Annotated in this window: 21 protein-coding genes; 15 read left to right on the forward strand and 6 right to left on the reverse strand. The window is 70.1% G+C overall.

The features are described 5' to 3' along the window. Positions 1 to 54: 54 nt before the first annotated feature. Together AUC44_RS08925 and AUC44_RS08930 are read left to right on the forward strand one after the other, a co-directional pair. On the forward strand, positions 55 to 564 hold the full coding sequence (locus AUC44_RS08925) for a DUF3592 domain-containing protein (protein ID WP_062158306.1): 510 nt from the start codon (positions 55 to 57) through the stop codon (positions 562 to 564). 62 nt (positions 565 to 626) lie between these two features. Next, positions 627 to 1,070: a hypothetical protein gene (locus tag AUC44_RS08930; RefSeq protein ID WP_062158307.1), complete on the forward strand. Its 444-nt coding sequence runs from the start codon at positions 627 to 629 to the stop codon at positions 1,068 to 1,070. A gap of 60 nt (positions 1,071 to 1,130) precedes the next feature. On the opposite strand, the gene AUC44_RS08935 is transcribed toward AUC44_RS08930, so the two are convergent. After that, positions 1,131 to 1,337: a hypothetical protein gene (locus AUC44_RS08935; protein ID WP_062158308.1), complete on the reverse strand. Its 207-nt coding sequence runs from the start codon at positions 1,335 to 1,337 to the stop codon at positions 1,131 to 1,133. Positions 1,338 to 1,555: 218 nt separating this feature from the next. Here AUC44_RS08935 and pulA point away from each other — a divergent pair, with 218 nt between their 5' ends. The 3 genes from pulA to AUC44_RS08950 all read left to right on the forward strand — a co-directional run bounded on the left by pulA (position 1,556) and on the right by AUC44_RS08950 (position 6,669). Continuing rightward, positions 1,556 to 5,260 (forward strand): pullulanase-type alpha-1,6-glucosidase, encoded by a 3,705-nt coding sequence (gene pulA / locus AUC44_RS08940; protein WP_062158309.1) that lies wholly within the window; start codon positions 1,556 to 1,558, stop codon positions 5,258 to 5,260. 84 nt (positions 5,261 to 5,344) lie between these two features. Continuing rightward, complete coding sequence (locus AUC44_RS08945) at positions 5,345 to 5,650, forward strand: hypothetical protein (RefSeq protein WP_062158310.1); 306 nt, start codon at positions 5,345 to 5,347, stop codon at positions 5,648 to 5,650. 56 nt (positions 5,651 to 5,706) lie between these two features. Continuing rightward, a complete protein-coding gene (locus AUC44_RS08950; protein WP_062158311.1) occupies positions 5,707 to 6,669 on the forward strand; it encodes a nucleoside hydrolase in 963 nt (320 codons plus the stop codon). Between the two features lie 2 nt (positions 6,670 to 6,671). Here AUC44_RS08950 and AUC44_RS08955 read toward each other — a convergent pair whose 3' ends face one another. Continuing rightward, positions 6,672 to 7,145 (reverse strand): P-loop nucleotide/nucleoside kinase family protein, encoded by a 474-nt coding sequence (locus tag AUC44_RS08955; protein ID WP_062158312.1) that lies wholly within the window; start codon positions 7,143 to 7,145, stop codon positions 6,672 to 6,674. Beyond that, entirely contained in the window at positions 7,142 to 7,561 is a 420-nt protein-coding gene (locus AUC44_RS08960; RefSeq protein WP_062158313.1) for a M67 family metallopeptidase, read from the reverse strand. The genes AUC44_RS08955 and AUC44_RS08960 overlap by 4 nt, the downstream gene beginning before the upstream one ends. 86 nt (positions 7,562 to 7,647) lie before the next feature. Here AUC44_RS08960 and AUC44_RS08965 point away from each other — a divergent pair, with 86 nt between their 5' ends. Together AUC44_RS08965 and AUC44_RS08970 are read left to right on the forward strand one after the other, a co-directional pair. Next, positions 7,648 to 11,025: a DNA translocase FtsK gene (locus AUC44_RS08965; protein WP_062158314.1), complete on the forward strand. Its 3,378-nt coding sequence runs from the start codon at positions 7,648 to 7,650 to the stop codon at positions 11,023 to 11,025. A 292-nt stretch (positions 11,026 to 11,317) separates the two neighbouring features. After that, entirely contained in the window at positions 11,318 to 12,988 is a 1,671-nt protein-coding gene (locus AUC44_RS08970) for a fasciclin domain-containing protein (protein WP_062158315.1), read from the forward strand. A gap of 113 nt (positions 12,989 to 13,101) precedes the next feature. Here the strand turns inward: AUC44_RS08970 and AUC44_RS08975 are convergent, their stop codons facing one another. From AUC44_RS08975 to AUC44_RS08985, 3 genes are all read right to left on the reverse strand, one after another. Next, positions 13,102 to 13,956, reverse strand: coding sequence for a metallophosphoesterase family protein (locus tag AUC44_RS08975; protein WP_062158316.1), 855 nt, complete (start codon positions 13,954 to 13,956; stop codon positions 13,102 to 13,104). A gap of 66 nt (positions 13,957 to 14,022) precedes the next feature. Then, on the reverse strand, positions 14,023 to 15,294 hold the full coding sequence (locus tag AUC44_RS08980; protein WP_062158317.1) for an ABC transporter permease: 1,272 nt from the start codon (positions 15,292 to 15,294) through the stop codon (positions 14,023 to 14,025). Then, entirely contained in the window at positions 15,284 to 16,018 is a 735-nt protein-coding gene (locus tag AUC44_RS08985) for an ABC transporter ATP-binding protein (protein WP_062158318.1), read from the reverse strand. Before AUC44_RS08985 ends, AUC44_RS08980 begins: the two co-directional genes overlap by 11 nt. A 422-nt stretch (positions 16,019 to 16,440) precedes the next feature. Here AUC44_RS08985 and AUC44_RS08990 point away from each other — a divergent pair, with 422 nt between their 5' ends. The 8 genes from AUC44_RS08990 to nrdE all read left to right on the forward strand — a co-directional run bounded on the left by AUC44_RS08990 (position 16,441) and on the right by nrdE (position 24,717). After that, positions 16,441 to 16,953 (forward strand): transcription initiation factor IIE subunit alpha family protein, encoded by a 513-nt coding sequence (locus tag AUC44_RS08990; protein WP_062158319.1) that lies wholly within the window; start codon positions 16,441 to 16,443, stop codon positions 16,951 to 16,953. A 115-nt stretch (positions 16,954 to 17,068) separates the two neighbouring features. Then, a complete protein-coding gene (locus AUC44_RS08995; RefSeq protein WP_062158320.1) occupies positions 17,069 to 17,398 on the forward strand; it encodes a cyclic-di-AMP receptor in 330 nt (109 codons plus the stop codon). Between the two features lie 304 nt (positions 17,399 to 17,702). Then, positions 17,703 to 18,779, forward strand: coding sequence for a uroporphyrinogen decarboxylase (gene hemE, locus AUC44_RS09000; protein WP_082689010.1), 1,077 nt, complete (start codon positions 17,703 to 17,705; stop codon positions 18,777 to 18,779). A 90-nt stretch (positions 18,780 to 18,869) separates the two neighbouring features. Next, on the forward strand, positions 18,870 to 19,826 hold the full coding sequence (gene hemH / locus AUC44_RS09005; RefSeq protein WP_062158321.1) for a ferrochelatase: 957 nt from the start codon (positions 18,870 to 18,872) through the stop codon (positions 19,824 to 19,826). Beyond that, positions 19,823 to 21,190: a protoporphyrinogen oxidase gene (gene hemG, locus AUC44_RS09010; protein ID WP_062158322.1), complete on the forward strand. Its 1,368-nt coding sequence runs from the start codon at positions 19,823 to 19,825 to the stop codon at positions 21,188 to 21,190. The genes hemH and hemG overlap by 4 nt, the downstream gene beginning before the upstream one ends. Positions 21,191 to 21,648: 458 nt before the next feature. Next, entirely contained in the window at positions 21,649 to 22,077 is a 429-nt protein-coding gene (locus AUC44_RS09015; RefSeq protein ID WP_062158323.1) for an acyl-CoA thioesterase, read from the forward strand. 130 nt (positions 22,078 to 22,207) lie between these two features. After that, a complete protein-coding gene (nrdI, locus tag AUC44_RS09020; RefSeq protein WP_062158324.1) occupies positions 22,208 to 22,651 on the forward strand; it encodes a class Ib ribonucleoside-diphosphate reductase assembly flavoprotein NrdI in 444 nt (147 codons plus the stop codon). Then, the gene (nrdE, locus tag AUC44_RS09025) at positions 22,630 to 24,717 is read left to right on the forward strand and encodes a class 1b ribonucleoside-diphosphate reductase subunit alpha (RefSeq protein WP_062158325.1); all 2,088 of its coding nucleotides are present in this window, start codon (positions 22,630 to 22,632) and stop codon (positions 24,715 to 24,717) included. The genes nrdI and nrdE overlap by 22 nt, the downstream gene beginning before the upstream one ends. Positions 24,718 to 24,879: the final 162 nt, after the last annotated feature.

The following is a 24,879-nucleotide window of genomic DNA, read 5'->3' on the forward strand; positions in this document are numbered from 1 at the left end:
CGTCCGGACCCAACCCGGACCGGGCCCGCAGGAAGGACGGCGACACTGCGGGACATGCCCCGTCCCCCGCGCCGTCCCCGCCCTGGCTATCCGGCCGTGCCCCTGCTCCTGCTGCTCGTCGGGGCGGCCCTGCTGGGCTCCGGGGTGTGGCAGTCGGGGCAATCCCTGCGGGCGGCGCGCTGGCCGGTGGCGACCGGCACGGTCACGCGGGCGCAGGCCGTGCCGGGGGGCCGTTTCGCAGACCGGCGCGGCTGGCGGCCCGAGGTGAACTACACCTACCGCGCCAGTGGGCAGATGTACAGCGGCGAGCGACTGAACTTCTTCCGGCTGAACACCACGTCCCTGCGGGGCGCGCGGCGGGTGCTGGCGCAGTACCCGGTGGGGCAATCGGTGGCCGTGCACTACGATCCCCGGCAGCCGTCCCGGAGTGTGCTGCAGGTGGGCCTGGGCCTGTCCTGGCCGCTGTGGCTGCTGGGCGCGGCCTCGCTGGTGCTGGGCGGCGCGGTCCTGTGGGCCGGACGCGGCGGCGAACGGTGGGGCGGGCAGACGTGGCTGCCCAAGTGAGAGACCAGCCCGCACTGGAAGTCCCGTCACGTTCTCACCGGCCCGGCTGCTACCCTGCGCGCATGATCCGGTTCCTTCCCCTGCTGGCCGCCCTGACCCTCTGTGCGCCTGCCTCCGCTGCCGTGGCGTGGGCCGGGGCGGACGCCACGACGGGCGGCTTCGGCGTGCACGCGGGCGCGGCGCTGCTGCCCATCCCGTTCGTCGGCACGGTGGGCCTCGAGGGCAGCGCCGAGCGGCCCTGGCGCGTCACGGACACCTCGGCGAACCGGGTGGCGCTGGGCCTGACGCTGCGGGACCTGAACATTCCCCTGTCGAAGGTGGACGCGTTCGCCACGCTGGGCGGGCAGGCCCTGCTGCCCTCCAGCGGTGGCACCACCGCCTACGCCCTGTACGGCGAGGCGGGCCTGCGCGGTCCGGTGTTCGGTCCGGCGGGCTGGCGCGCCTTCGTGCGCGGCACGAGTGCCGGGACCTTCGGGGCCGGACTGGGACTGGAACTGCGCTTCTGACGAGACAAACAAGGGAGGCGGCGCGCCAGTCCATACGGCGCGCCGCCTCCGCTTGTGGGGTTATCCGTCGTTGGTGTTGTCGTTCTCGGGGTCCATCTGGCGGTTGGGTTCGCCGTGTTCCACGCCGATGTCGGGGTTGCCGGGGCTGTCCTGCACCACGCCACGGTCGTCGTAGTCGGCGGGAATGTGGCGCAGGCTCTCGGCGTCACTGTGGTCGTGCTGGGGTTCGTCGCGGGTTTCGTCGCTGGTGTGTCCGGTGCCGGTCATGGGGCACAGCGTAGGGGCGTGCAGGTCGGGCTGCGTGTGGGGTGGGTCAAGGGGGCTTGATCCGGCGTGGAACGCTTCCAGAAGGAGAGGCACGGACCGTGTCGGCCCCTGGTGAGAAATTGAGCGTCCTGCCCGATATTTTCAGCCCAGCCGGACCGGAGGTCGTGACCTCGACCTCACCCCCGTTCCGGTGTGGAAGCGCTACAATTTCCATACCAATGAAAAGACTGGCGACCCTCCTGACGGTCGCGCTGTCTGCTTCGGCAGCGGCGCAAACAACCCTGCCTGCCGACACCGCGCGCGTGCACTACCAGCGCGCGGACGTCGCCTACGCGGGCTGGGGCCTGCACGTGTGGGAAGACACCACCGCCCAGGTCGCCTGGGACAAACCCCTCGCCCAGAGCGGGAAGGACGACTTCGGCACCTACTTCGACATTCCCCTGAAACCGGGCGCGCAGAAGCTGGGCTTCATCGTGCACAAGGGCGACACCAAGGACGCCGACAGGGACCTGTGGTTCGACCTGAGCCGCGGCCGCGAACTGTTCCTGAAGTCCGGCAGCCTGAACGTCGCGTACGCGAAGGCCGGGCCGTTCACGGTGGACGCCAGCCAGGCGCCCGTCGCGCAGGCCGCTGCGCCCGCAGCCACCGCGCCCGCCGCGACGCCGGCAGCCAGCAGCAGCGCGCAGCCCATCCCCAAGAACGTCCTGCGCGTGCGCTACGTGCGCCCGGACGGCAAGTATGACGGCTGGGGCCTGCACGCCTGGGAGGACACCACCGCCCAGGTCGAGTGGAGCAAGCCCCTGACGCCCACGGGTGCGGACGCGGGCGGCGCGTACTGGGACGTGCCGCTGAAAGACGGCGCAGCGAAGATCGGCTTCCTCGTGCACCGGGGCGACGAGAAGGACCCGGGCGCCGACATGTTCGCCGACCTGAGCAAGGGCAACGAGGTGACCGTCACGAGCGGCAAGGCCGACTTCGCGTACGGCGCGCCCGCCGTGCTCAGTGACCCGCCCGTCCCGGCGGGCGTGGCGCGCATCAACTACTACCGCCCGGACGGCAAGTACGACGGCTGGGGCCTGCACGCCTGGGAGGACACGACCGCCCAGGTCGAGTGGAGTAAGCCCCTGACGCCCACGGGCACGAATTCGTTCGGCGTGTACTGGGACGTCCCCATGAAGACGGACTGGAAGAAACTGGGGTTCATTGTGCATAACGGCGACAACAAGGATCCGGGTGCGGATCAGGTGCTGACGAGTGAGATGGGCAATCAGGCGTGGATCGTGAGCGGGAACGCGGCCGTGAACACCACCCGCCCCGATACGAGCGTGCGCACAGTGGGCGACCTGACGCGCCAGCAGGCGGTCATGCTGTCGCGCGACCTGATCGCCGTGAAGCCGGAGTTCGTGCAGCCGGGCGCGCTGCTGACCCTGCACGCCGCGCGCGCCGGCGGCCTGAATCTGACGGCGGCGGGCGTGGACGGCGGCGACACCCTGACGCTGGAGGAGGTTGAGGGGGGCCTGAGCGCCGCCCTGAAGGCGAAGGCGCCGTACCTGAGCAGCTACGCGCTGCTGCGCGTGCGCGCCGAGGACACCGCCCGCCTCGGGACCGCGTTGCAGGGGCAGGTGGCGGTGAGCAGCGTCATGCCGGACGGCACGGTGCTGGGCGCGACCGGCGTGCAGACCGCATGGGCGCTGGACGACCTCTACGCGTACGACGGCGCGCTGGGCGCGCAGTGGCAGGGCAACATCCCGACGCTGCGCCTGTGGGCGCCCACCGCGCAGGACGTCAAATTACGCCTGACCGTGCCCGGCGGGCAGGAGACGGTGGTGCCCATGACCCGCGACGCGAAGGGCGTCTGGACGGTCAAGGGCGCGCAGACCTGGCGCGGCGCCGCCTACCGCTACGAGGTGAAGGTGTACGCGCCCAGCACCGGCAAGGTCGAAACGAACCTCGTGACCGACCCGTACTCGGTGGCGCTGACGCGAAACAGCACCCGCTCGGTGCTGCTGGACCTGAACGACCCGGCCACCAAACCGCAGGCCTGGGACGCCCTGAAGAAACCGGCGCTGCGTTCGGCGGGCGACCTGAGCTTCTACGAACTGCACCTGCGCGACTTCAGCGCCGCCGACAGCACCGTCCCGGCGGCGCAGCGCGGCACGTACCTCGCGTTCACGCTGCCCGGCAGTGACGGCGTGAAGCACCTGAAGGCCCTGGCCGACGCGGGCCTGAAGGCCGTGCACCTGCTGCCCACCTTCGACATCGCCACGATCAGCGAGGACAAGGCCGCGTGGAAGTCCCCCGGCGACCTCACGAAGTTCGCGCCGAACAGCGACGAGCAGCAGAAGGCCATCGGCGCCGTGAAGGATCAGGACGCGTACAACTGGGGCTACGACCCGTACCACTACATGGTGCCCGAGGGCAGCTACGCCGTGAACCCCGACCAGCGCACCCTGGAGTACCGCCGCATGGTCGCCGCGCTGAACGGCATGGGCCTGCGCGTCGTGCAGGACGTGGTGTTCAACCACACCGCCGCCAGCGGGCAGGCGGACCGCAGCGTCCTGGACCGCATCGTGCCCGGCTACTACCACCGCCTGAACGCGAACGGCGGCGTGGAGAACAGCACCTGCTGCTCGAACACCGCCACCGAGCACGTCATGATGCGCAAACTCATGGTGGACACGCTGGTCCTGATGGCCAGGGCGTACAAGGTGGACGGCTTCCGCTTCGACCTGATGGGGCACCACATGGTCGCCGACATGCAGGCCGCCCGCAAGGCGCTTGACGCCCTGACCGTGCAAAAAGACGGCGTGGACGGCAAGAGCATCTACCTCTACGGCGAGGGCTGGGACTTCGGCGAGGTGCAGGGCGGTGGGCGCGGCACGAACGCCACGCAGCTGAACCTGTTCGGGCAGGGCATCGGGACCTTCAACGACCGCCTGCGTGACGCGGTGCGCGGCGGCAGCCCCTTCGGCGGCCTACAGGAGCAGGGCTTCGCGACCGGGATGTTCGTGCTGCCCAACGGGCAACCCGCGAACACGAACAGGGCCAAGGCCCTGAGCCTCGCCGATCAGGTGCGAGTCGGCCTGACCGGGAACCTGCGCGACTACCGCTTCACCGACGCGACCGGCAAAGCCGTGAAGGGCGCCGAGGTGAACTACAACGGCGCGCCCACCGGGTACGCGGCCAGCCCCCGCGAGGCGATCACGTACGTCAGCGCGCACGACAACCAGACGCTATTCGACGCGGTCCTCCTGAAAGCGCCCCTGAGTGCCACCTCCGCGCAGCGCACCCGCATGCAGAACCTCGCCAACAGCGTCGTGCTGCTCGGGCAGGGCCTGCCGTTCAGCTACGCCGGGGACGAGATTCTGCGCTCCAAGAGCTTCGACACCGACAGCTACAACAGCGGCGACTGGTTCAACACCCTGGACTTCACCGGCAAGGGCAACGGCTTCGGCAAGGGCCTGCCGCCCGCCGAGAAGAACGAGGCGAACTGGAACCTGTACCGCGGCCTGCTGGGCAACCCGGCGCTGAAACCGTCGGCAGCCGACATTCAGCGGGCCTTCGACCACTACCGCGAGATGCTGCGCGTGCGGTACTCCAGCACGCTGTTCCGCATGGACACCGCCGCGCAGGTGGGGCAGGGCCTGACGTTCCTGAACGTGGGCCCGGCGCAGCAGCCCGGCGTGATCGCCATGAAACTCAGCGGCGCCGTGAGCCCCACCAACCCCTACCGGAACGTCGTGGTGGTGTTCAACGCGACCGGCCAGAGCGTGACCCTCAGCGACGCGGCCCTCGCGGGCCTGAACCTCAGCCTGCACCCCGCACTGGCGGCGGGCACCGACGCGACCGTCAAGGGCAGTCGCGCCACCGGGAACAGTGTGACGGTGCCCGCGCTGACCACCGCCGTGTTCGTCGGGAAGTAAGTTACCTTCAGCAGGAGGGCCGCTGCGTGAACAACGCGGCGGCCCCCTCCGTTTCATCCCCTCGCGTACACTGGACGTCCACTCATGCAGACCATCGAGAACCAGACCTTCACCAAGAAACGCATCGAACTGGACGGCACCCAGTTCCAGAACTGCACGTTCGTCGAATGCCTCCTCGTGTACAAGGGCACGGACGGCACCGCCATGAACGGCTGCCAGCTCGACAACACCGGCTTCGCGTTCGAGGGGAACGCCGCGAAGACCATCGAACTGCTCGCCGCGATGCACAGGGGCGGCTTTCAGGAGCTCGTGGAGGCGACCATCGCCACCATCCGCGGTGAGGAAGTCCAGCAGCCCGGCGCCCAGCAACCCGGCACCGCCCAGGCTTAAAGTCCACGTTCAGGGGGCGGCTTCTCAGTTGGGGGCCGCCCCTTTCTGTTGGCGGTATGCTGCCGCGCGTGACCCAGTTCCCGCTGCCCGTGATTCTCGATGGTGACCCTGGCCTGGACGACGCCGTGGCGTGGCTGCTCGCGCTGGGCAGCCCGGAGGACCTGCGGGTGCTGGGCGTGACGACCGTGCACGGCAACGTCTCGCTGGACCGCACGACCCGCAACGCCGGGGTGACGCTGGCCCTGGCGGGCGCGGCGGCGGACGGGGTGGGCGTGTACGTGGGCGCGGACCGCCCGCTCGTGCGCCCGGCGCTGACGGCAGCGGCCGTGCACGGCGAGTCGGGCCTGCCCGCCGGGGGCCTGCCGGACCCGGCCCGCGAGCCGGAGGCCGCGCACGCCGTGGATTTCATCATCCGCACCGTGCGCGCCATGCCGGGCGAGGTGACCCTGATCCCCACCGGCCCGCTGACGAACGTGGCGCTGGCGCTGCGGCTGGCGCCGGACATCGCCCCGCTGATCCGCGAGATCGTGTGGATGGGCGGCAGCACCGCGCAGGGCAACCGCACGCCCGCCGCCGAGTTCAACGCGCTGGCCGACCCGCACGCCGCGCACGTCGTGTTCGGGAGCGGGGTGCCGCTGCGGATGGTGGGTCTGAACGTGACCATGCAGGCGGTCGCGGGGCCGGACCGCATCGCGGCGCTGCGCGCCCTGGGGACCCGCGCGGGGGCCGCCTGCGCCGAGCTGCTCACCTTCTACGCGGACGTGTACCGCCGCCGCTACGGCCTGGACGGCGGGGCGCTGCACGACCCGCTGGCGGTGGCCGCCGCGATCCGCCCGGAGCTACTGGACTGGCAGGCCATGCCCGTCAGCGTGGAGACCACCGAGGGCCTGAACGTGGGGCGCACCGTCTGCGACCTGTACGGCGTGACCGGGCAGACCCCGAACGCGCAGGTGGCCGTGGGCGTCCGGGACGCCGAGTTCTTCGACCTGCTGCTGGCACGGGTGGGCCGCCTGCCCTGAGGTCAGTGCCGGATGACGCACTGGAGGGATTCCTCGTCGGGTGTCAGGGGTTGGAAGCGCGGCAGGAACAGCTCGAAGGTGGCGGGCGCGACGAAATGTGCGCCCGCCTGTTCGTTGCGCGCTGCGATCCGTTCCCGCGCGGTGGCCGGGTCGAAGGGCAGGACGTGCAGGGTGAGGGGCACGCCGAGCGCGGCGGCCTGCGCGCGCAGCTCGTCGCGGCTGGCGCGGGTCCACAGGCCCTCGTCGAGGATGACCGGGACGCCCAGCGTGACGGCCCGCGTCCACTGCGCGAGCATGAGGGTCCGCACGCGGGCCAGCAGGGCCGGGTATTCGGCGGCGGGCGGGTCGGCGCCGTACAGGGCGGTCATCCACTCGTCGGGCGTGAAGCGCAGCGCGCCCAGATCGCGTTCCAGCATGCGGGCCCGCGTCGTCTTGCCGCTGCCGATGAAGCCGTGCAGAGCGTGAATGGCACTCACTCCGGGCCGTCCGTGACGTGCAGCGCAACCTCGTGCGCTTCGGGGAGCAGGTAGGCGCGCAGCGTGCCGCCGCTCAGGTCGGCGATCAGGTACGGCACGTCGTACGCGGCCAGCCGGGTGTCGGTGCGGCTGGGCCGGTCCGGGCCGCGCGGGTGGCTGTGGTACAGCCCCACGAGGTCCAACTCCTCGGCGCGCATGGCCTTCAGGGCGCGCAGCAGGTACGTGGGGTCGGCGAGGTACTCGCGGGTGGGGTCTGGCGCGATGTTCGGCAGGGGGTACAGCGTGTGCACGCACCAGGTTTCGCCGCGCAGGACGCCGCCCAGCGCGCCCACGACCTCGTGGTGGGGGTGGGTGCGGGCGTGCTGCCAGAGGGCCGCGTGCAGCGCGGCGGGAAGGTGCAGGGGCACGCCGGGCATTCTGCCATGACCCACGCCGGGGGTGTGAGGGTCGAAATGCCGTGCTGGTGCGGAATTGCGCGGCACTTTGGGGTACACTGCCCGGCATGGCGAAGGCGCGTTCGAGGGGTGCAGCTCCGGTCAGCCGGTTCGACGGAGAGGCCCTGGGCCTGGTGCTGTTCGCGCTCGGGATCTTCCTGGGCGTGACGGTGTTCATGGAGCCGGCGCAGCCCGGGTCGGAGTCGTTCATGGGGCAGGCGCGGGCGCTGCTGGTGGGCTGGCTGGGCTGGGCGGCGATGCTGCTGCCGGTGGTGCCGGTGGCGTACGGGACGCTGGTGTTTCTGAACCGCGACGTGGGCAACCTGACGCGGCGCGTGCTGGGCGGTGTCCTGGTCGTGCTGTCCCTGCTGGCCCTGCACGAGGTGGCGCAGCCGGGGCAGGCGGGGCAGCTGGCCGGACTGGCGATGCACCCGCTGGTGAACACACTGAGTTACGCGGCGGCGCTGCTGCCGCTGCTCACGCTGACGCTGGGCGTCGAGGTGATGCTGCGCCTCGCGCCACTGTCGCTCCTCAAGGGCTTCTTCCGGTCGCTGAGCGTGCTGCTGGGCGGCGGCGCGGCGCAGGTGCAGGGCGTGATCGAGTCGCGCCAGGAGGGCCGCGACGCCGCGCGCGCGCGGGTGGGGGCGCGGCAGGGGCTGGCGAACCTGCAACGCGAGGTCGAGGGCCTGCGCCGCCTCTACCCGCAGGCGCCGGAGCTGTCCGGCCTGCACGACGAGCTGCGCGCGGCGGGCCGGGACGTGCGCTCGCTGGACGAGGCGGGTCTGAAGAACCTGGACAGGGAGCTGGTCGCGTGGCGCGAGGTGGCGCGCACCTTCGTGGGGCACGCCGCGCGGGACCTGCGGGCCGCCGTGACCACGGAGGCCCCCGAGGCGGGCGCGCAGGTCGAGGCAGTGGCGAACGAGCTGCGCGCCGGGCGGCACGACCTGAGCGCCGAGCTGCCGAGCACCATGGCGAGCGCGGCGCTGGAGCGGCTGCGCCGGGCGCTGATGCTGGAGGTGCAGCGTCTGGCGCAGCGCGCTGGGCGGCTGGAACGCGACCGCAAGGCCGCCGAGAAGGCGCTGGGGAAACCGGACGCGGGCATGCTGACGCGCGAACTGCCCGCGCATGCGGGCCGCGCCCGCGAGTGGGCGGAACTGGCCGAGGAATTCACGGCGTGGCGGGCCCGCGCGGCGGCGTACGTGGGCTGGCCGGACCTGGCCGCCGCCTTCGACCGGGCGCCCACCGAGCTGGCCGAATCGCTCGCGGAGGCGCTGGGCGCCGATCCGGACGCGGTCCTGGCCGATCCCGGCGGCTGGCGGGCGCAACTGGCCCGCGCGCAGGAGGACGCCCGCCGCCGCGCCGAGGCGCTGGCCGCGCAGCCCGTCCCGGAGGCGGCCCCCGCGCTGCCCACCCTGGATTTCGATTTCGGCGCGCCGCTGACCGGTGCCGCCCCGGCCGTGGCGACGGCGCCCCTCTGGACGCCGCCCGCGCGGGCGACCGCGGTGGCGGTCGCCCCGGCCCCGGCGCATATGGGGCCGGCCCACGACCTCTCCCCCGCCCCTGTTTCTGCCCCGCTGGCTGCCCCGGCGGCGCCCGACTGGGACGCGACGCCGCTCCCCCCGGCCGCGGCTGAGCTCCCTCTGGTGGAGTCCGTGCCCACCCCGATAGCGCCCACCCCGGCCGCGACGCTGCCGCCCACGCCGCAGCGTGCCGCGCCGGCCTACACGCCAGAGGTGCGGCCCGATCCAGTCGTGCCGGGCATGGAGGACGCGCCAGACGGCATGGATCCCTTCAGCGGCTGGGATGACGACGACCTGCCGTTTGGCCCGGCGCCCACGATCCCGGCCGCCCCGCCATCCGCCCCTGTCCGGGCGACCACGGCGGCCCCCTGGGAGAGCCCGCAGCCGGAACGCCGCGCCCCCACCCCCGCGCCGGCGGCCCCGCTGCCGCTGTTCACGGGCGAGGCGAATCCGCGCCCGGTGCAGGGCGCGCTGCCGCTGGCCCGTCCGGACGAGACGCTGCTCGATCCGATTCCGGGAGCGGCGCTGAACACCGAGGCGCTGGACATCTCGGCGCGGCAGCGGGCCGGCCTGATCGACGAGACGCTGCGGCACTTCAACCTGCAGGCGCGCGTGGTGGATTACGCGCGCGGCCCGACCGTCACCCGCTACGAGATCGAGCCCGCGCCCGGCGAGAAGATCAGCCGCATCGCGGGCCTGTCGAACGATCTGGCGCGGGCCCTGGCAGTGGGTGGCGTGCGCATCGAGGCGCCGGTGCCGGGCAAGAGCGTGATCGGCCTGGAAGTCCCCAACGCGGAGCGCGAGCCGATCACGTTCCATCAGGCAGCGGCCGCGCCGAGTTTCAAGGGGTCGCGGGCAAAACTGCCGATCATCCTGGGCAAGAGCATTGACGGCGAGATGATGGTCGGGGACCTCGCGAAGATGCCGCACCTGCTCGTGGCGGGCAGTACGGGCAGCGGGAAGTCGGTGTGCGTGAACACGCTGATCACCAGCCTGCTGTTCAAGTACCTGCCGACCGAGCTGCGCTTCCTGATGATCGATCCGAAGATGGTGGAACTCACGCCGTACGACGGGATTCCGCATCTGGTGCGGGCGGTCGTGACCAACCCGGTGGACGCGGCGGGCGTGCTGCTGGGCGCCGTGGCGCACATGGAGCGGCGCTACAAGATGATGTCGCAGGTGGGCGCGAAGAACCTTGAGCAGTTCAACGCGAAGATGCGTCAGGTCGGCGAGCCGGAGCTGCCGCATCTGGTCATCATCATCGACGAGCTGGCCGACCTGATGATCACCAGCCCGAAAGAAGTCGAGTCGGCAATCATGCGGCTGGCGCAGATGGCCCGCGCGACCGGGATGCACCTGGTGCTGGCGACGCAGCGGCCCAGCGTGGATATCCTGACCAGCCTGATCAAGGTGAACGTGCCGGCCCGCATCGCGTTCGCGGTGAGCAGCAGCCACGACAGCCGCACGATCCTGGACGCGCTGGGCGCCGAGCGCCTGACCGGCATGGGCGACATGCTGTTCTATCAGCCGGGCCTCGTGAAACCGATCCGCTTGCAGGGGCCGTACATCAGCGAGGTGGAGTCCGCCCGCATCGCCGACGAGCTGCGCCGTCAGGTGTTCGAGGACGCGTTCGTGGAGGCCTACGGCACGGACTTCGAGGGTGGCGTGGAGGCCAGCGGGCCCAGCGGCGACAAGTCGAACATGGACTTCAGCGACCCGCTGCTGCGGCAGGCGGCTCAGATCGCCATCGAGGAGGGACAGGGGAGCGTGTCGCGGTTGCAGCGGCGCCTGTCGGTCGGGCATGCGCGCGCCGGGAAGCTCATGGACATGCTCGAGGCGATGGGGATCGTCAGCAAGCATCAGGGCAGCAAGCCGCGCGAGGTGCTGGTCACCGAGGCCGATCTGCCGGAGTATTTCGGCCGCTGAGCTCCGTGTCGGTCTTCGATCCGAGCGGCGGGTCCGCCCACCGGCGGGCCGGAGAGGGCACCTGACCAGCTCTCCTCTGCCGGCAGGGGGCCGCAGCTGTACACATGGGCCGCACCGAACGATAAACAATTCAATAAGCTTGTGAATTACTCATGAGAATGGCCCTAATTTCAGGGCTGTTTTCATTTAAGTGACCTGCAAGAATGCTTCCAAAAGTTGCTTTTCCCGCGCTGGTGGTGAAGATTGTTGGACGGTAACCCGCAGTTCAATACCCAATTCCCGAGGTGATCTCATGAAGAAGCACACTGGTCTGCTCACCCTGAGCCTGATGCTCGCCACCCCCGCACTCGCTGGTGGGGCCGGCGCGCCCATGGCCCCCATGCCCGCCGCCGCCTGCAAGAGCATTGCGCAGATCGTCATGACCGACCCCAACTTCAGCACCCTGGCGACGGCCGTGGAAGCGGCCGGGCTCGGCCAGACGCTGATGGGCGGGCAGTACACGGTGTTCGCGCCCACGAACGCCGCCTTCGCCAAGCTGCCCAGCGACACGCTGGCCGCCGCGCTGAACGACCCCGCCATGCTGCGCTCCATCCTCCTGTACCACGTCGTGCCCGGGAAGGTCACGGCCAAGCAGGTCATGACCATGTCCTCCGCCAAGACGGCCCAGGGCGGCAGCGTCCTGATCAACGTGATGGGCGGCAAGGTCATGGTGGACAACGCCACGGTCACGAAGGCCGACGTGATGGCCTGTAACGGCGTCGTGCACGTCGTGGATACCGTCCTGATGCCCGCCATGGCGGCTGCTACCCCCGCGCCCGTGACGGTCACCACACCCGCGCCGGCCCCGGCGCCCATGCCCGCTCCCGTCGCCACCGCGCCGGCCGCGACCGACATCATGTCGATTCCCGCCATGCCCGTGGGCATGACGACCACGACCACCACCACGACGACCACGACCACGGACACCGCCGCAACCACGACGACCGCCGCGACCGAGACGGCCGTCAGCAGCGATACGGTGTACGACCAGCTGGTGAGCGACGAGCGCTTCAGCACGCTGCGCGACCTGCTCAGCGACGCCGGTCTGACCGACCTGCTCATCAACAACGAGTTCACGATCTTCGCGCCCACCAACGACGCCTTCGCGGCCGTGGATCCCGAGACGCTCGCGGTGATCGCCAGCGATCCCGACACCCTCAAGGCTGTCCTGACCTACCACGTGGTGCAGGGCAAGGTCACCGGCGAGCAGGTGGCCGCCGCCACCCAGCTGCGCAGCGAGCAGGGCGCCAGCCTGAACTTCAAGCTGGACGGCTCGACCCAGATGGTCAACGAGGCCATGGTGGACGGCACGCCAGTGGAAGCCAGCAACGGCTACATCTACGCGATCAATCAGGTGCTCCTGCCCCCCGATCTGGTGCTGCCCACGCCCGCGGCCGACGCGGCTACCACGGACACGGCGACGACGGACGCCGCCGCGACGACCGCGACCGGCACCACCGCCACGGTGACCGTCGTGACGCTCCCCGCCGCGCAGGCCGGGACGAACATCACCGAAGTGCTGGCGCAGCCCCAGTTCAGCACCCTGCTGAGCCTGGTGCAGAAGGCCGGTCTGGTCGACGCCCTGATGGCCGGTGACGTGACCATCTTCGCCCCCACCAACGACGCCTTCGCCAAGGTGCCCCAGGCGACCCTTGACATGCTGATGGCCGACAACGACAAGCTCAAGCAGGTCCTGCTGTTCCACGTGGTCACGGGTCGCGTGGTCGATGACGGCCTGAACGTGGCGCAGCTGCGCTCCATGGAGGGCAGCAGCATCGACCTGATGGCCGACGGCAGCAGCTACAAGGTGGGCGTGCGCAGCGGCGACGTCATCACCGGCGGCGTGGTCGCCAGCCGCTCCGATGCGGGCAACAGCGTGATCTACCCGATCGACAGCGTGCTCATTCCCCCCACCCTGAAGTAAGCCTCCCCACGCAGGCCACGCTCCTCCCTGACCGGAGGGCGTGGCCTTCTGATACTGATATGGCCCGGGCACACGGCACGCGGCAGCTGGCCGCTCCCGTCAGGCCGCTGCGTTCAGGCGGTCTGCGCCTCCGGGTGGCTCCGCAGGAAGGCGGCCCAGGTGGCCGGGGTGCGCGGCTGGCGGGCCTCTTCCGTCCAGGCCCAGTACGGCGTGTAGAGGCTACGCGCGGTGACGATCTCGTCCCGGAAGATCTGGGCGCTCAGCCCGGTGCGCAGCAGTCCACTGGACTGGAAGCGGCCCAGCACGCCCGTCCGGTCGTAGGGAACGGCGCGCAGCGTGGCGTGCCACCCGTCGGCGCGGGCGTCCAGCAGGAGGTACTGGGCGCGCGGGTCGCCAGTGGCCGGGGAGCCGACCGCGCCGGTGTTCAGGATCAGGGTGCCGCGGTGGGCGTGCTGCACGGGCCGGTGGATGTGCGACCCGACGATCACGCCGTACTGCCCGCCGTCCGGGGCAGCCACCAGCCCGTCCAGCCGCGCCGGGTCGGTGCGGTCACTGAGGCTCTCGCGGTAGTGGTCGCGGGTGCCGTGCGCGATCTGCACGCGCGGCAGGCCCGGTTCGTCCAGGTCGACCGTCATGGGCCAGCTGGCGGGCACGTGCAGCAGCCCCGCGCGGTCGAGCTGCTCGGTGCTCCAGGCCGTCGCGCCCCAGAAGGGGTCGGCGTACCAGTCGGCGGGCAGGGCGTCGCTGCGGGCCTGCCACAGGCGCAGCAGGTCGTCGTGGTTGCCCAGCGTGAAGGTCACGTCGTCCCGGTCCAGCAGCGTCTGCATGACCTGTACGGAGTCCGGCCCGCGGTTCACGACGTCGCCGTTCACGATCAGCCGCCCGGCCCCCTGGGCCTGCGCGTCGCGCAGCACGGCCTCCAGGGCGTCGGCGTTCCCGTGAATGTCGGCCAGGACAGCAATCCTCATCGCGCGGCATTCTAGGTCAGAGTGGGCCGCGCCACTGGAAGGCGCGGCCCACTCTGGCTGCGGGGGTCAGTTGCGGAAGATGACCTCCTCGCGCCCGAAGGACCGCAGGGCCAGCGCGCCCAGCAGCAGCGCGCCCAGCAGGTTGCCCGCAATCGAGAGGGCCGCGTGCCCGGCGTCGACACTGCCGCGCACCGTGTCCAGGATGGTGACCATGCCCCCGATCAGCGGCGCGGCGTACACGGCGCCGCCCAGCGTCAGGAAGTCCGCGAACTGGAGCATCACGGCCGGGATCACGATCAGGAGGCTCAGCGGCGCGACGTAGGTCTGCGCCTCCTTGAACGAGCGGGCGTAGATGCCCAGGGCGATCAGGGCGGCACTGACCAGCAGGGCGGTCGTGGCCGCCACGGCCAGCAGCGTCAGCAGTGCGGCGGGGGTCAGGCTCAGCTGGCCGCCCAGCCCCTGGGTCAGCGCCCCGGTGGCCTCCGGCTGCCGGGCGAGGTAGGCGCGCATGACCAGCCCGCTCAGGAGAAAGCCGCCCACGCTGAACGCGGCGCTGGTCAGGGCCGTGATGGTGGTCGCCAGCAGCTTGCCCGCCACGACCTCGACGCGGCGCACCGGGGCGACCAGCAGGCTTTCCAGGGTGCCGCGTTCCTTCTCGCCGGCGGTGCCGTCCAGGGCGGTGGCCATGGCGCCGGAGAGGATGAACTGCATCATCAGCAGCGGGATCAGGAAGGCCAGCTGACCGCTGCGCTGCTCCTGCGCGCTGCTGGCGTCCACGGGCTGGAGCCGCACGGGTTCGAGGGTGTCGGCGCTCAGGCCGAGCGTCTCCAGGCGCGCGGTGGTCAGCTGGCGGTTGTAGCCCTGCACGACGTCCTGCACCTTGCTGTAGGCGCCGGTCTGGGCGCGCAGGTTCCCCAGCTTGGCGTACAGCTTCAGGGTGCCGGTGCCGTCGCCGGCCTGGCGGGGCAGCGGCCCGGCGGCCTGAAGGGCGGCGTCGACGGCGCCGCTGCGCACGGCGGTCAGCGGGTCGCTCACCGGCACGAGGTCCACGCCCGCGCGGGTCACGGTGCCGTCCGGGAGGGTCTCGTCACTGCTCAGGGCGCGGCGCAGGCTCTCGGGGAGGGTGCCCGCCACGCCCAGCTGCTGCCGGGCCTGCTGCTGCCCGCCGATCAGGTTGCCCATCAGCAGCGGCAGCCCCAGGGACAGCAGCGGAATGAGGATCAGGGGCATCAGGATCGTGGCGGTCAGGGTGCGGCGGTCACGCAGGGTGGTCAGCAGGTCGCGCGTGGCGATCTGCCAGAGCGTCGCGGGCCGCAGGCCGCGGCGCTCAGCGGGCATGCGGGGCCTCCGGGCGGACGAGTCGGAAAAAGGCGCGTTCCAGGCTGCTGGCGCCGGTGCGGGCCAGCACCTCGGGAATGGTACTGACATTCAGCAGGTGCCCCTCGTGCAGGATGGCGACCCGGTCGCAGACCTCCTCGACCTCGCTCATGACGTGGGTGGAGTACACGGTCAGGCGGCCCGGGGCGCGGGTGGCGTGTACGAAGTCGAGCAGAGTGCGACGCGCGAAGATGTCCAGGCCGCTGGCGGCCTCGTCCAGGATCAGGACGGGCGGGTCGTGGATGACGGCGCGCGCGATCACGACCTTCTGTTTCATGCCGGTGGAGTACTCCCCGGCCCGGACGTCCAGGGTGCGGCCGAGTTCCAGCCGGTCGTCAAGTTCCGCGATGCGGGCGTCCGCCTGCGGGCGGCTCAGGCCGTAGAGGGTGGCGAAGGAGCGCAGCACCTCGCGGCCCGTGAGGCGCGCGGGCAGGCCCATGCCGCCATTGACGACGCCCACCGAGCGGCGCACGCCTTCCGGGTCGCGCAGGATGTCGTGCCCGCCCAGGGTGGCGGTGCCGGCGGTGGGGCGCAGCAGGGTGGCGAGAATGCGCAGCAGGGTGGTCTTGCCCGCGCCGTTGGGGCCCAGCAGGCCGAACACCTCGCCGCCTCGCGCCTGCAGCGTGATGCCCGTGAGCGCCTGGTAGCGCCCGTAGGTCTTGGTGACGTTCTGAATATCGAGCATGCGTCTCCTTCCCCCCATCTGGGGGACTGGGGCTGAATACGCGTCAGTTCACAATCAGGTTCCTGGCATCCTGACGCTGCACGCTGAATCGATCCAGCCCAGGAATGAGACAGATGTGCAGCGCAGGAGAAACCGCGTCAGATACAGCATTTTGCGTTCAGGGACACAGGACGGTCATGAAAAGCAATCCCCCGATTGCTCATGCAAAATGAGAGCGAATCTGTAACAATGGGAAAGTTGCGCTTGAGGCCACTGCGGCCACAAAGTTGCACTGCGTTCAAGTTGAGTCTCGTCGATTCCGTTCCGACCTCGCTGCCCCACGCCCCCCGATCCGGCCGCCCCGCGCGGCCAGGGATCGCCACCGAACCGCCACAGTTCAGCGCCGCCGCCCCCCAGGGCCGGCCGGCGCCCCGGAGGCCCGAATGTTCAATCCCCCCACCCTCGAAGATCTGCAGGAAACCCGCCGCGCCAACGAGAAGCTGGTCCTCAAGGCCCTGGAAAGCAAGCCCGAATGGGTCGAGACCGAACTGGCCAAGACCACCAGCCTGGCCCTGAGCCACCTGCGCGCCGCGCTGGCCAGCCTGCTCGACCAGGGCCGCGTACGCCGCCTCCCCGGCACCGGCACCCGCGCCGTGTACGGCCTGGCCGACCCCGGTCTGGCCGACGTGCCCGCCACCCCCCTGACGAGCGACGCCAAGAAAGTGCGCGACTACCTCGAAGGCCGCGCCGACAGCGCCCTGTACATGAGTGACCAGCTGCGCATGACCCGCGAGGACGTCATGGCTGCCCTGAGCCTCCTGAACGCCCACGGCATGATCACCTGCACCTTCGTGGGCAGCCTGGTCATCTTCCGCCTGAAAGAAACCCAGGCCCTCGGGCAGGACGGCGCCGCCGCCCCCGAGAAGGCCAGCGGCCGCAAGAAAGCCGTCGCCTGAGCCCACCCCGCACCCCTTGCAGCCCCCGCTCCGGCGGGGGTTTGTGCTGCCGGGTGGGTACATAGCCTGACCAGCCTGACTGAACCTTTACCGGGCGTCTGGTATCCTGCCGGGCATGAAACTCGTGCTGGCTGTGATTCAGGATGCGGACGCGACCGCGCTGATCCGCGTGTTGTCCCAGAACGCCTTCGAAGTCACGAAACTCGCCAGTACCGGCGGCTTCCTGCGCGAGGGCAACACCACACTGATGATCGGCGTGGCGGACGAACGCCTCGACGAACTCAAGAGGCACGTGCAGCGCACCTGCCGCACCCGCACGCGCCTCGTCGCGCCCAGCGTCCCGATGGGCGAGCAGAACGAGGGACTCGTGAACGACCCGGTCGAGGTCCCCGTGGGCGGCGCGGTGATGTTCGTGATGGGCGTGCAGGAATTCGTGAAGGTCTGAGCGGGTCAGGGCGCGCGGGCCGGAGGCTGGGCGAGCACGTCCCCTCCGGCCCCTTCTGCTTTTCAGGTGTGCGCTGGTCAACTGGCGGGACGGGTACGGTCTGCGCGGGCCTCACCCGGGAGAATGTGACCGCCACGCCCACCGGCACGCGCTGACCGACCGGTTGGTCCGGGATGATTGACTGGGAGGCTCTCCGCTAGAGTACCGGGCGCTGCCCCACCCGACCCCGTTCCGGTGCGGCTTTCTGTCCCTTTTCGACCTGCGCCCACGCGGCGCGCCCCACCCCGGCAAGGAGCCTTTCACTGTGACCCGACCCAGCACGCCCGTCCTGACCCCTGACCCCACCAACCGCGACTCCGCGTTCCTGAAGACCATGCGCGGCGAGGCCGCCCCGCACACCCCGGTGTGGTTCATGCGGCAGGCCGGGCGTTACATGCCCGAGTACCGCGCGCTGCGCGCCGGGCGCAGCATGCTGGAGTGCATCCGCACGCCGGAGCTGGCCGCCGAGATCACCCTGCAGCCCATCAAGGCCATGCCGATGGACGCCGCGATCCTCTTCAACGACATCCTGACGCCCCTGCCGGTCATGGGCCTGGATCTGGACTTCGTGGGGGGCGTGGGCCCGCAGATCAGCAACCGCATCGAGACGCCCTTCGACGTGGACCGCCTGGGCGTGCCCGCCGCGGCGGAAGTCATGCCGTACACCGCCGAGTCCATCAGGCTCGTGCGCCAGGAACTCGACCCGCGCGGCGTGCCGCTGATCGGTTTCGTGGGCGCGCCGTTCACGCTGGCCAGCTACGCCATCGAGGGCAAGGGCAGCCGCAACTACGAGCGCACCAAGCGCTTCATGTACGGCGAGCCTGCCGCGTGGCACCGCCTGATGGACAAGTTCGAGACGATCCTCGCGGACTACCTGGCCGAGCAGGTCAAGGCGGGCGCGCAGGCCGTGCAGATCTTCGACTCGTGGGTGGGCGCGCTGAGCATCTACGACTACGTGACGTTCGTGAAGCCCGCCACGGGCCGCCTGATCGAACGCACCAAGAAACTGGGCGTGCCCGTCATCTACTTCGGGACCAGCACCCACCACCTCCTGCCCCAGATGTCCTCGCTGGGCAGCGACGTCATGGGCATCGACTGGCGCACGCCCCTGAACGACGCCTGGAAGCTCATCCAGCCCGGCCAGGGCGTGCAGGGGAACCTCGACCCGCTGCTGCTCCAGGGCCCCTGGCGTGAACTGAAGCACCAGACCGACCGCATCCTGGCCGAGGTGGACGGCCGCCCCGGGCACATCTTCAACGTGGGGCACGGCCTGCTGCCCGAGACGCCCGTGGATATGGTCCGCCGCCTCGTGGACTACGTGCACGAGCAGACCGCGAAGTAATCGCGGCCCACCCAAGTCAACCCGAGCGGAGCGAGCAGCGACTGCGCTGAACCCCACCCCGATTCCCCCCTGTGACCTGAGAGGAGCGACATGACCGATTCCACCCACCAAGGAGCGCCGCTGGGCGTGCTGTTCATGGCCTACGGCGGCCCCGAGAGCCTGGAGGACATGCCCGGGTACCTCGCGGACATCCGCGCCGGGCGCGTGACGACGCAGGCCGTGCTGGACGAGATCACCAACAACTACCGCCAGATCGGCGGGAAGAGCCCCCTGCCGGAATTCACCCGCGCGCAGGTCGAGGCGACCATGCAGGAACTCCAGGCGCGCGTGCAGCGTCCCCTGAAGGCGTACATCGGCATGCGCCACTGGAACCCGTGGATCGAGGACGCCGTGCGCGAGATGCTCGACGACGGCATCACGCAGGCGGTGGCGATCGTGCTGGCCCCTCACTACTCGAGCATGAGCGTCGCGAAGTACCAGAAGAAGATCAAGGCGGGCCTGAGCATGAACCACGGCCACATCGACTTCGAGTTCGTGAACGAGTACCACACGGAAAGCGGGTACGTGACGGCCCTGGCCAACCGCGTCCGCGAGGGCATCGAGGCGTTCCCGGAGGGCGAGCGGGACGACGTGCACGTGATCCTCAGCGCGCACAGCCTGCCGGTGCGGATCCTGCGTGAAGGTGACCCGTACGCCGACCAGCTGCACGAATCCGCGCGCCTGATCGCCGCCGCCGCCGGACTGCGCGACGACCAGTGGTCCTGGAGCTACCAGTCCGCCGGGCGCAGCCCCGAGCCGTGGCTGGGGCCGCAACTCGACGAGCACATGCACGACCTGTCGGGCAAGGGCATCAGGAAGGTGGTCAGCGTGCCGGTGGGCTTCGTGTCCGACCACGTGGAGATCCTGTTCGACATCGACATCGCCGCGCAGGAAACGGCCGCCGAACTGGGCATGACGCTGGTGCGCCCCCCGGCCCTGAACACGGACCCGCTGTTCATCGGGACGCTCGCCAGCGTGCTGGAACGCAAGGTGGCCGCGCTGTCATGACCGACGCCGCAGTGAAGGACGGCACAGGGGCGGGCGGTGAGCTGCCTGTGATCATCGTGGGGGGCGGCATCACCGGCCTGAGTGCCGCCTGGGAACTCCAGACGCGCGGCGTGCCGTTCGTGCTGCTCGAAGCCGGGGATTACCTGGGCGGGAAACTGCACTCCGAACGCACCGAGGACGGTTTCCTGGTCGAGCGGGCCGCCGACGCGTTCATCCTCGGCAAGCCGTACGCGGCGCAACTGGCGCGCGAGGTGGGCCTGGACGGTCAGGTCATCCACCCGCGCGAGGACACGAAGAAGATCTACTTCCTGCGCGGCGGCCAGCTCCTGCCGTTCCCGCCGAACATGAAGATGTTCGTGCCGCTGGACGACGAATCGTTCCTGCAGAGTGGCGTGCTGTCCCCCGAGGGCCTGCGCCGCTACCTGGACGAACAGCACGTGCCGCCCAGGCCCCCCACCGACGAGGACGAGTCCCTCGCGTCGTTCCTCACGCGGCGGTTCGGGCCGGAAAGCCTGAACTTCATCGTGCCGCTCGCCGCCGGGATCTACGTGGCGAACCCGCTGGAACTGAGCATGAAAGCGGCGTTCCCGCAGTTCCTGAAGATGGAACAGGAGTACGGCAGCGTCATCCGGGGCAGCCGCGCCACGCCCCGCGCCGCCGGACCCGTCTTCATGTCCTTCCAGGAAGGTACGAGCACCCTGATCCGCGCGCTGCACGAACGCCTCACCGGCGGCGAGATCCGCCTGAACACCCCCGTCCTGCGTGTGCACGAGCACGGCGTGACCCTCGCAGGCGGCGAGGAACTGCGCGGCCGGGCCGTCATCAACACCACCCCCGCCTGGTACGCCGGCGCCATGTACCAGCGGGACTACCCGGAGGCCGCCAGCCTGATCGGGCAGCTCAAGGCGAACAGCAGCGTCGCCGTGGTGCTCGCGTACCGCGCCGAGCAGTTCCCCGGCGACATGCTCCTGCACGGCCTGCAGGTGGACGCCAGCGAGGACACCCTCCTGAAGGCCATCACCGTGCACTCCGCGAAGATGCACGGCCGCGCCCCCGAAGGGCACGTGCTGATGCGCGTGTTCTTCAAGGACATCGAACCCGCGCAGGCCCGCGTCCTGGCGCAGGAGACCGCCGAGCGGCTCTTCGGCGCGCAGGGCGACCCGCTGTGGCACGCGTTCGGCGACTGGCGCGGCAAGAACCCCGCCTACGTCGTCGGGCACCTCGACCACATCGCGCGCATCCGCGCCGCGCTGCCCGCACACCAGCAGATCGCCGGGGCCAGCTACACCGGCGTGGGCGTCCCCGACTGCGTGAACGCCGGACGCACCGCCGCCCGCGCCGTCCTGGCACCCGTCACCGCGTAGACTGAATCCCACCACGCACCGCTTCCACTCCGGAGGCGGTGCGTTCTGCTGTCATACCAGATGATGTATACCGCACCTGCATTTGACCCACCGGCATACCGCATGTAGACTCCGGCAGTCGCTGCGCACGCAGCACTTCGCGGGAACAGAGGGAAGTCCGGTCACGCCCCATCAGGGGGCTTCAGTCCGGCACGGTCGCGCCACGGTCTTCAGTCCGAACGCTCGCCCAGCGAAGAGACGCCCACTTCACGGCCCCCGCGCAAGGGGCACAAGGCGGTTTCCCCTTGATCACCTGACAACCTCTGCCCCGCTGCCCCTGACCCGGCCCCGCTCTGACTGCGGCGCACGTTCGGAACACCGCCGAACCTGCACCTCCGTCGCCGCCGGGCCTCCCCGTCTTCCTCTCGCTCCGCTCGGGTTCGTCTGACGACTCACCGGAAGCCCCTCAGAGGTGTTCCATGACCCTGTCCCTGTCCCGTCCCCCGCTGGGCGGCCTTCCGCCCGTGCCGCCGCGTGAGACGCGCGTGACGCACGTCGTCTTTCCCGGCCTGACGAACCATCACGGCACGCTGTTCGGCGGTGAGGCGCTGTCCCTGATGGATTCGGCGGCGTTCATCGCGGCGACCCGGCACTGCCGGAAGAAGGTGGTGACGCGGCATCTGGACGCCATGGAGTTCCGGCATCCGATTCCGCAGGGGTCGCTGGTGGAACTCGTGGCGCGCGTGGTGCGGACCGGGCGGACGAGCATGACGGTGCAGGTGGACGTGTTCCGTGAGGACATGTACAGCGAGACGCGGGAACTGGCGTGCGCGGGGACGTTCGCGCTCGTGGCGCTGGGTGAGGACGGGCAGCCGGCGCCCGTGCCCCCACTGGCGGACGTGTGCTGAGGGTGCCGTCTGTTCCGTGGACCACCCGGCGCGTTTCCGGGTGGTCCACTCCACGCCGGGCGCCCTCGCTGCTCCTTCTCGCATCCGCTCGGATAGATCGGCTCCTGAGAACCGATCTATCGGAGGGCATGTGAGGCTGGTCTTCGACTCCCTGACGGGGAACGTGCGGCGGTTCGCGACGGCCCTGGCGCGCGAGGCGGGGGGCCTGCCGGTCGGGTCGGTGCGGGACGCGCCGCCCGCGCCGGGTGAGGGGTTCCTGCTGCTGACGTACACGTTCGGGTCGGGGCAGGTGCCGGACAGCACCGCCGCGTTCCTGCGCGAGCACGGCGCGGGCCTGCGGGGCGTGGTGGCGAGCGGCAGTTACCACTGGGGGGAGAACTTCGGGCGGGCGGGCGACCGGATCGCCGCGCAGTTCGGGGTGCCACTGGTGGCCCGGCTGAACAAGGGCGGGACGGCTGCGGACCGCGCGGCGGTGCTGGCGTGGCTGGCGGGGCAGGGCAAGGAATCGAGTGCAGCGTGGGTGTCGCCCGTGGTGGCGGAAAGGACGAACGAATGGATCCCTGGATTGAACTGAACAACAAGGTGCTGGCGGGTGGCGTGGTGGATACGTCGCATGATCAGGAAGCGCTGCGGGTGTACTTCCGCGAGAAGGTCAACCCGAACACCGTGACCTTTCCCAGCCTGGAGGAGAAGATCGCCACGCTGACGGAACGGGGCGTGTGGGACCCGGCGGTGTTCGCGCGCTTCACACCGCAGGAGGTCCGCGCCGTGTTCGAGCGAGCGTACAGCCTGAACTTCCGCTTCCGGTCATTCATGGGCGCGTTCAAGTTCTACAGCGAGTACGCGACCATGACGCCTGACCGCAGGCAGTGGCTGGAGCGCTACGAGGACCGCCTGAGCGTCACGGCGCTGGCCCGCAGCGAGTCGCTGCCGGAAGCGCTGGAACTCGTGGAGCATCTGGTCAACCAGACGTTCACGCCCGCCACGCCCACCCTGATGAACTCCGGGAAGGCGAACACCGGGCGGCTGGTGAGCTGCTTCCTGCTCCAGGACTGCACGGACAACCTGGATTCGATCACGAAGACGCTGTCGTTCGTGGCGGAACTCAGCAAGGGCGGCGGCGGGATCGGCGTGGAGGTCAGCAACCTGCGTGCGCGGGGCGAGAGTCTGCGCGGCATCCAGAACGTCACGAAGGGCGTGATGGGCGTGGCGAAGATGCTGGACAACATGCTGCGCTACGCGGATCAGGCGGGACAGCGGCCCGGCGCGGGCGCGATCTACCTGAGCGTCATGCACCCGGACTTCCTGGACACCCTGAGCGCGAAGAAGATCGCCTCGGACGAGGACGCCCGCCTGAAGACCCTCTCGATGGGCGCAACCATCCCGGACATCTTCCTGGAGAGGGCGCGCGCCGGGCAGGACATCTATCAGTTCTACCCGCACTCGCTGTTCCAGGAGACCGGGCGCGAGTTCACCAGCATCGACTGGACGCGCGAGTATGAGACGCTGGCCGCCAACCCGCGCCTGCGCAAGAAACTCGTGTCGCCCCGCCGCATCCTGGAGGACATCGCCGTCACGCAGGGCGAGAGCGGCTACCCGTACCTGCTGTTCGAGGGCAACGCGAACCGCGCGAACCCCATCCCGAACGTCGGGACGATCAAGATGAGCAACCTGTGCAGCGAGATCCTGCAACCCACCCTCCCCAGCACCTTCCACGCCTACGGGCAGGAGGACAGGGACCAGGTGGGTCTGGACGTCAGCTGCAACCTCGCGTCACTGGTCATTGAGCAGAGCCTCGCGAGCGGCGACCTGGGGCGCGTGGTGCGCTCGGCGGTGAAGCTGCTGGACAACGTGGCCCGCTCGACCAGCATCCACGAGGTGCCGGCCGTGAAACGCGCCAACGAGGAGATGCGCAGCGTCGGCCTGGGCGCGATGGGCCTGCACTCGTTCCTGGCGAAGAACGAACTCGTGTACGGCAGCCCAGAGGCGCTGGAGTTCGTGAACGTGTACTTCGCCGCCGTGCACTACCACGCCCGCCGCACCAGCATGCAGATCGCGCGGGACACCGGCTTCGTGTTCCAGGGCTTCCAGGGCAGCCGTTACCAGACCGGCGAGCACTTCGCGCAGTACCTGACCCAGGATTTCCTGCCGGTCACGCCCGAGGTCGCCGCGCTGTTCAAGGGGCACGACCTCCCCACCCGCGCCGACTGGCAGAGGCTCGTGCAGGACATCCAGACATACGGGCTGGCGCACTCCTTCGTCATGGCCATCGCCCCGACGGGCAGCATCAGCTACGTCAGCAACGCCTCGGCCAGCATCATGCCCATCACCGAACGCGTCGAGACCCGCACGAGCAACAAGGCCCGCACCATCTACCCCATGCCGCACTTAAGCGAGATGACCGAATGGTTCTACGAGGAAGCGTACGACATGGACCAGCAGCGCGTGATCGACACCGTCGCCGCCGCGCAGCGCCACGTGGACCAGGGCATCTCCTGCACGCTCTTCGTGCCCAGCAACGCCAGCACCCGCACCCTGCAACGCTACTACCTGTACGCCTACGCGCGGGGCCTGAAAACGCTGTACTACACGCGCCTGCGCAAGGTTAGCATCGACGAGTGCCTGAACTGCGCCATCTGACGGCGGAACGGGGGACGGGGTGGCATCGGACTACACGACTGACCGTCCGAGGGTCGAAGAGTCAAAGGGTCAAAGAGTCTAGGAAAAGCCCCTCTGCCAAACCATTCTTAGACCCTCAGACGTTTAGACCCTTGGACAGTTAGACCCTCAGCCCCTTCCCTC

Origin of the sequence: Deinococcus actinosclerus (assembly GCF_001507665.1) — a bacterium.
Classification (GTDB): domain Bacteria; phylum Deinococcota; class Deinococci; order Deinococcales; family Deinococcaceae; genus Deinococcus; species Deinococcus actinosclerus.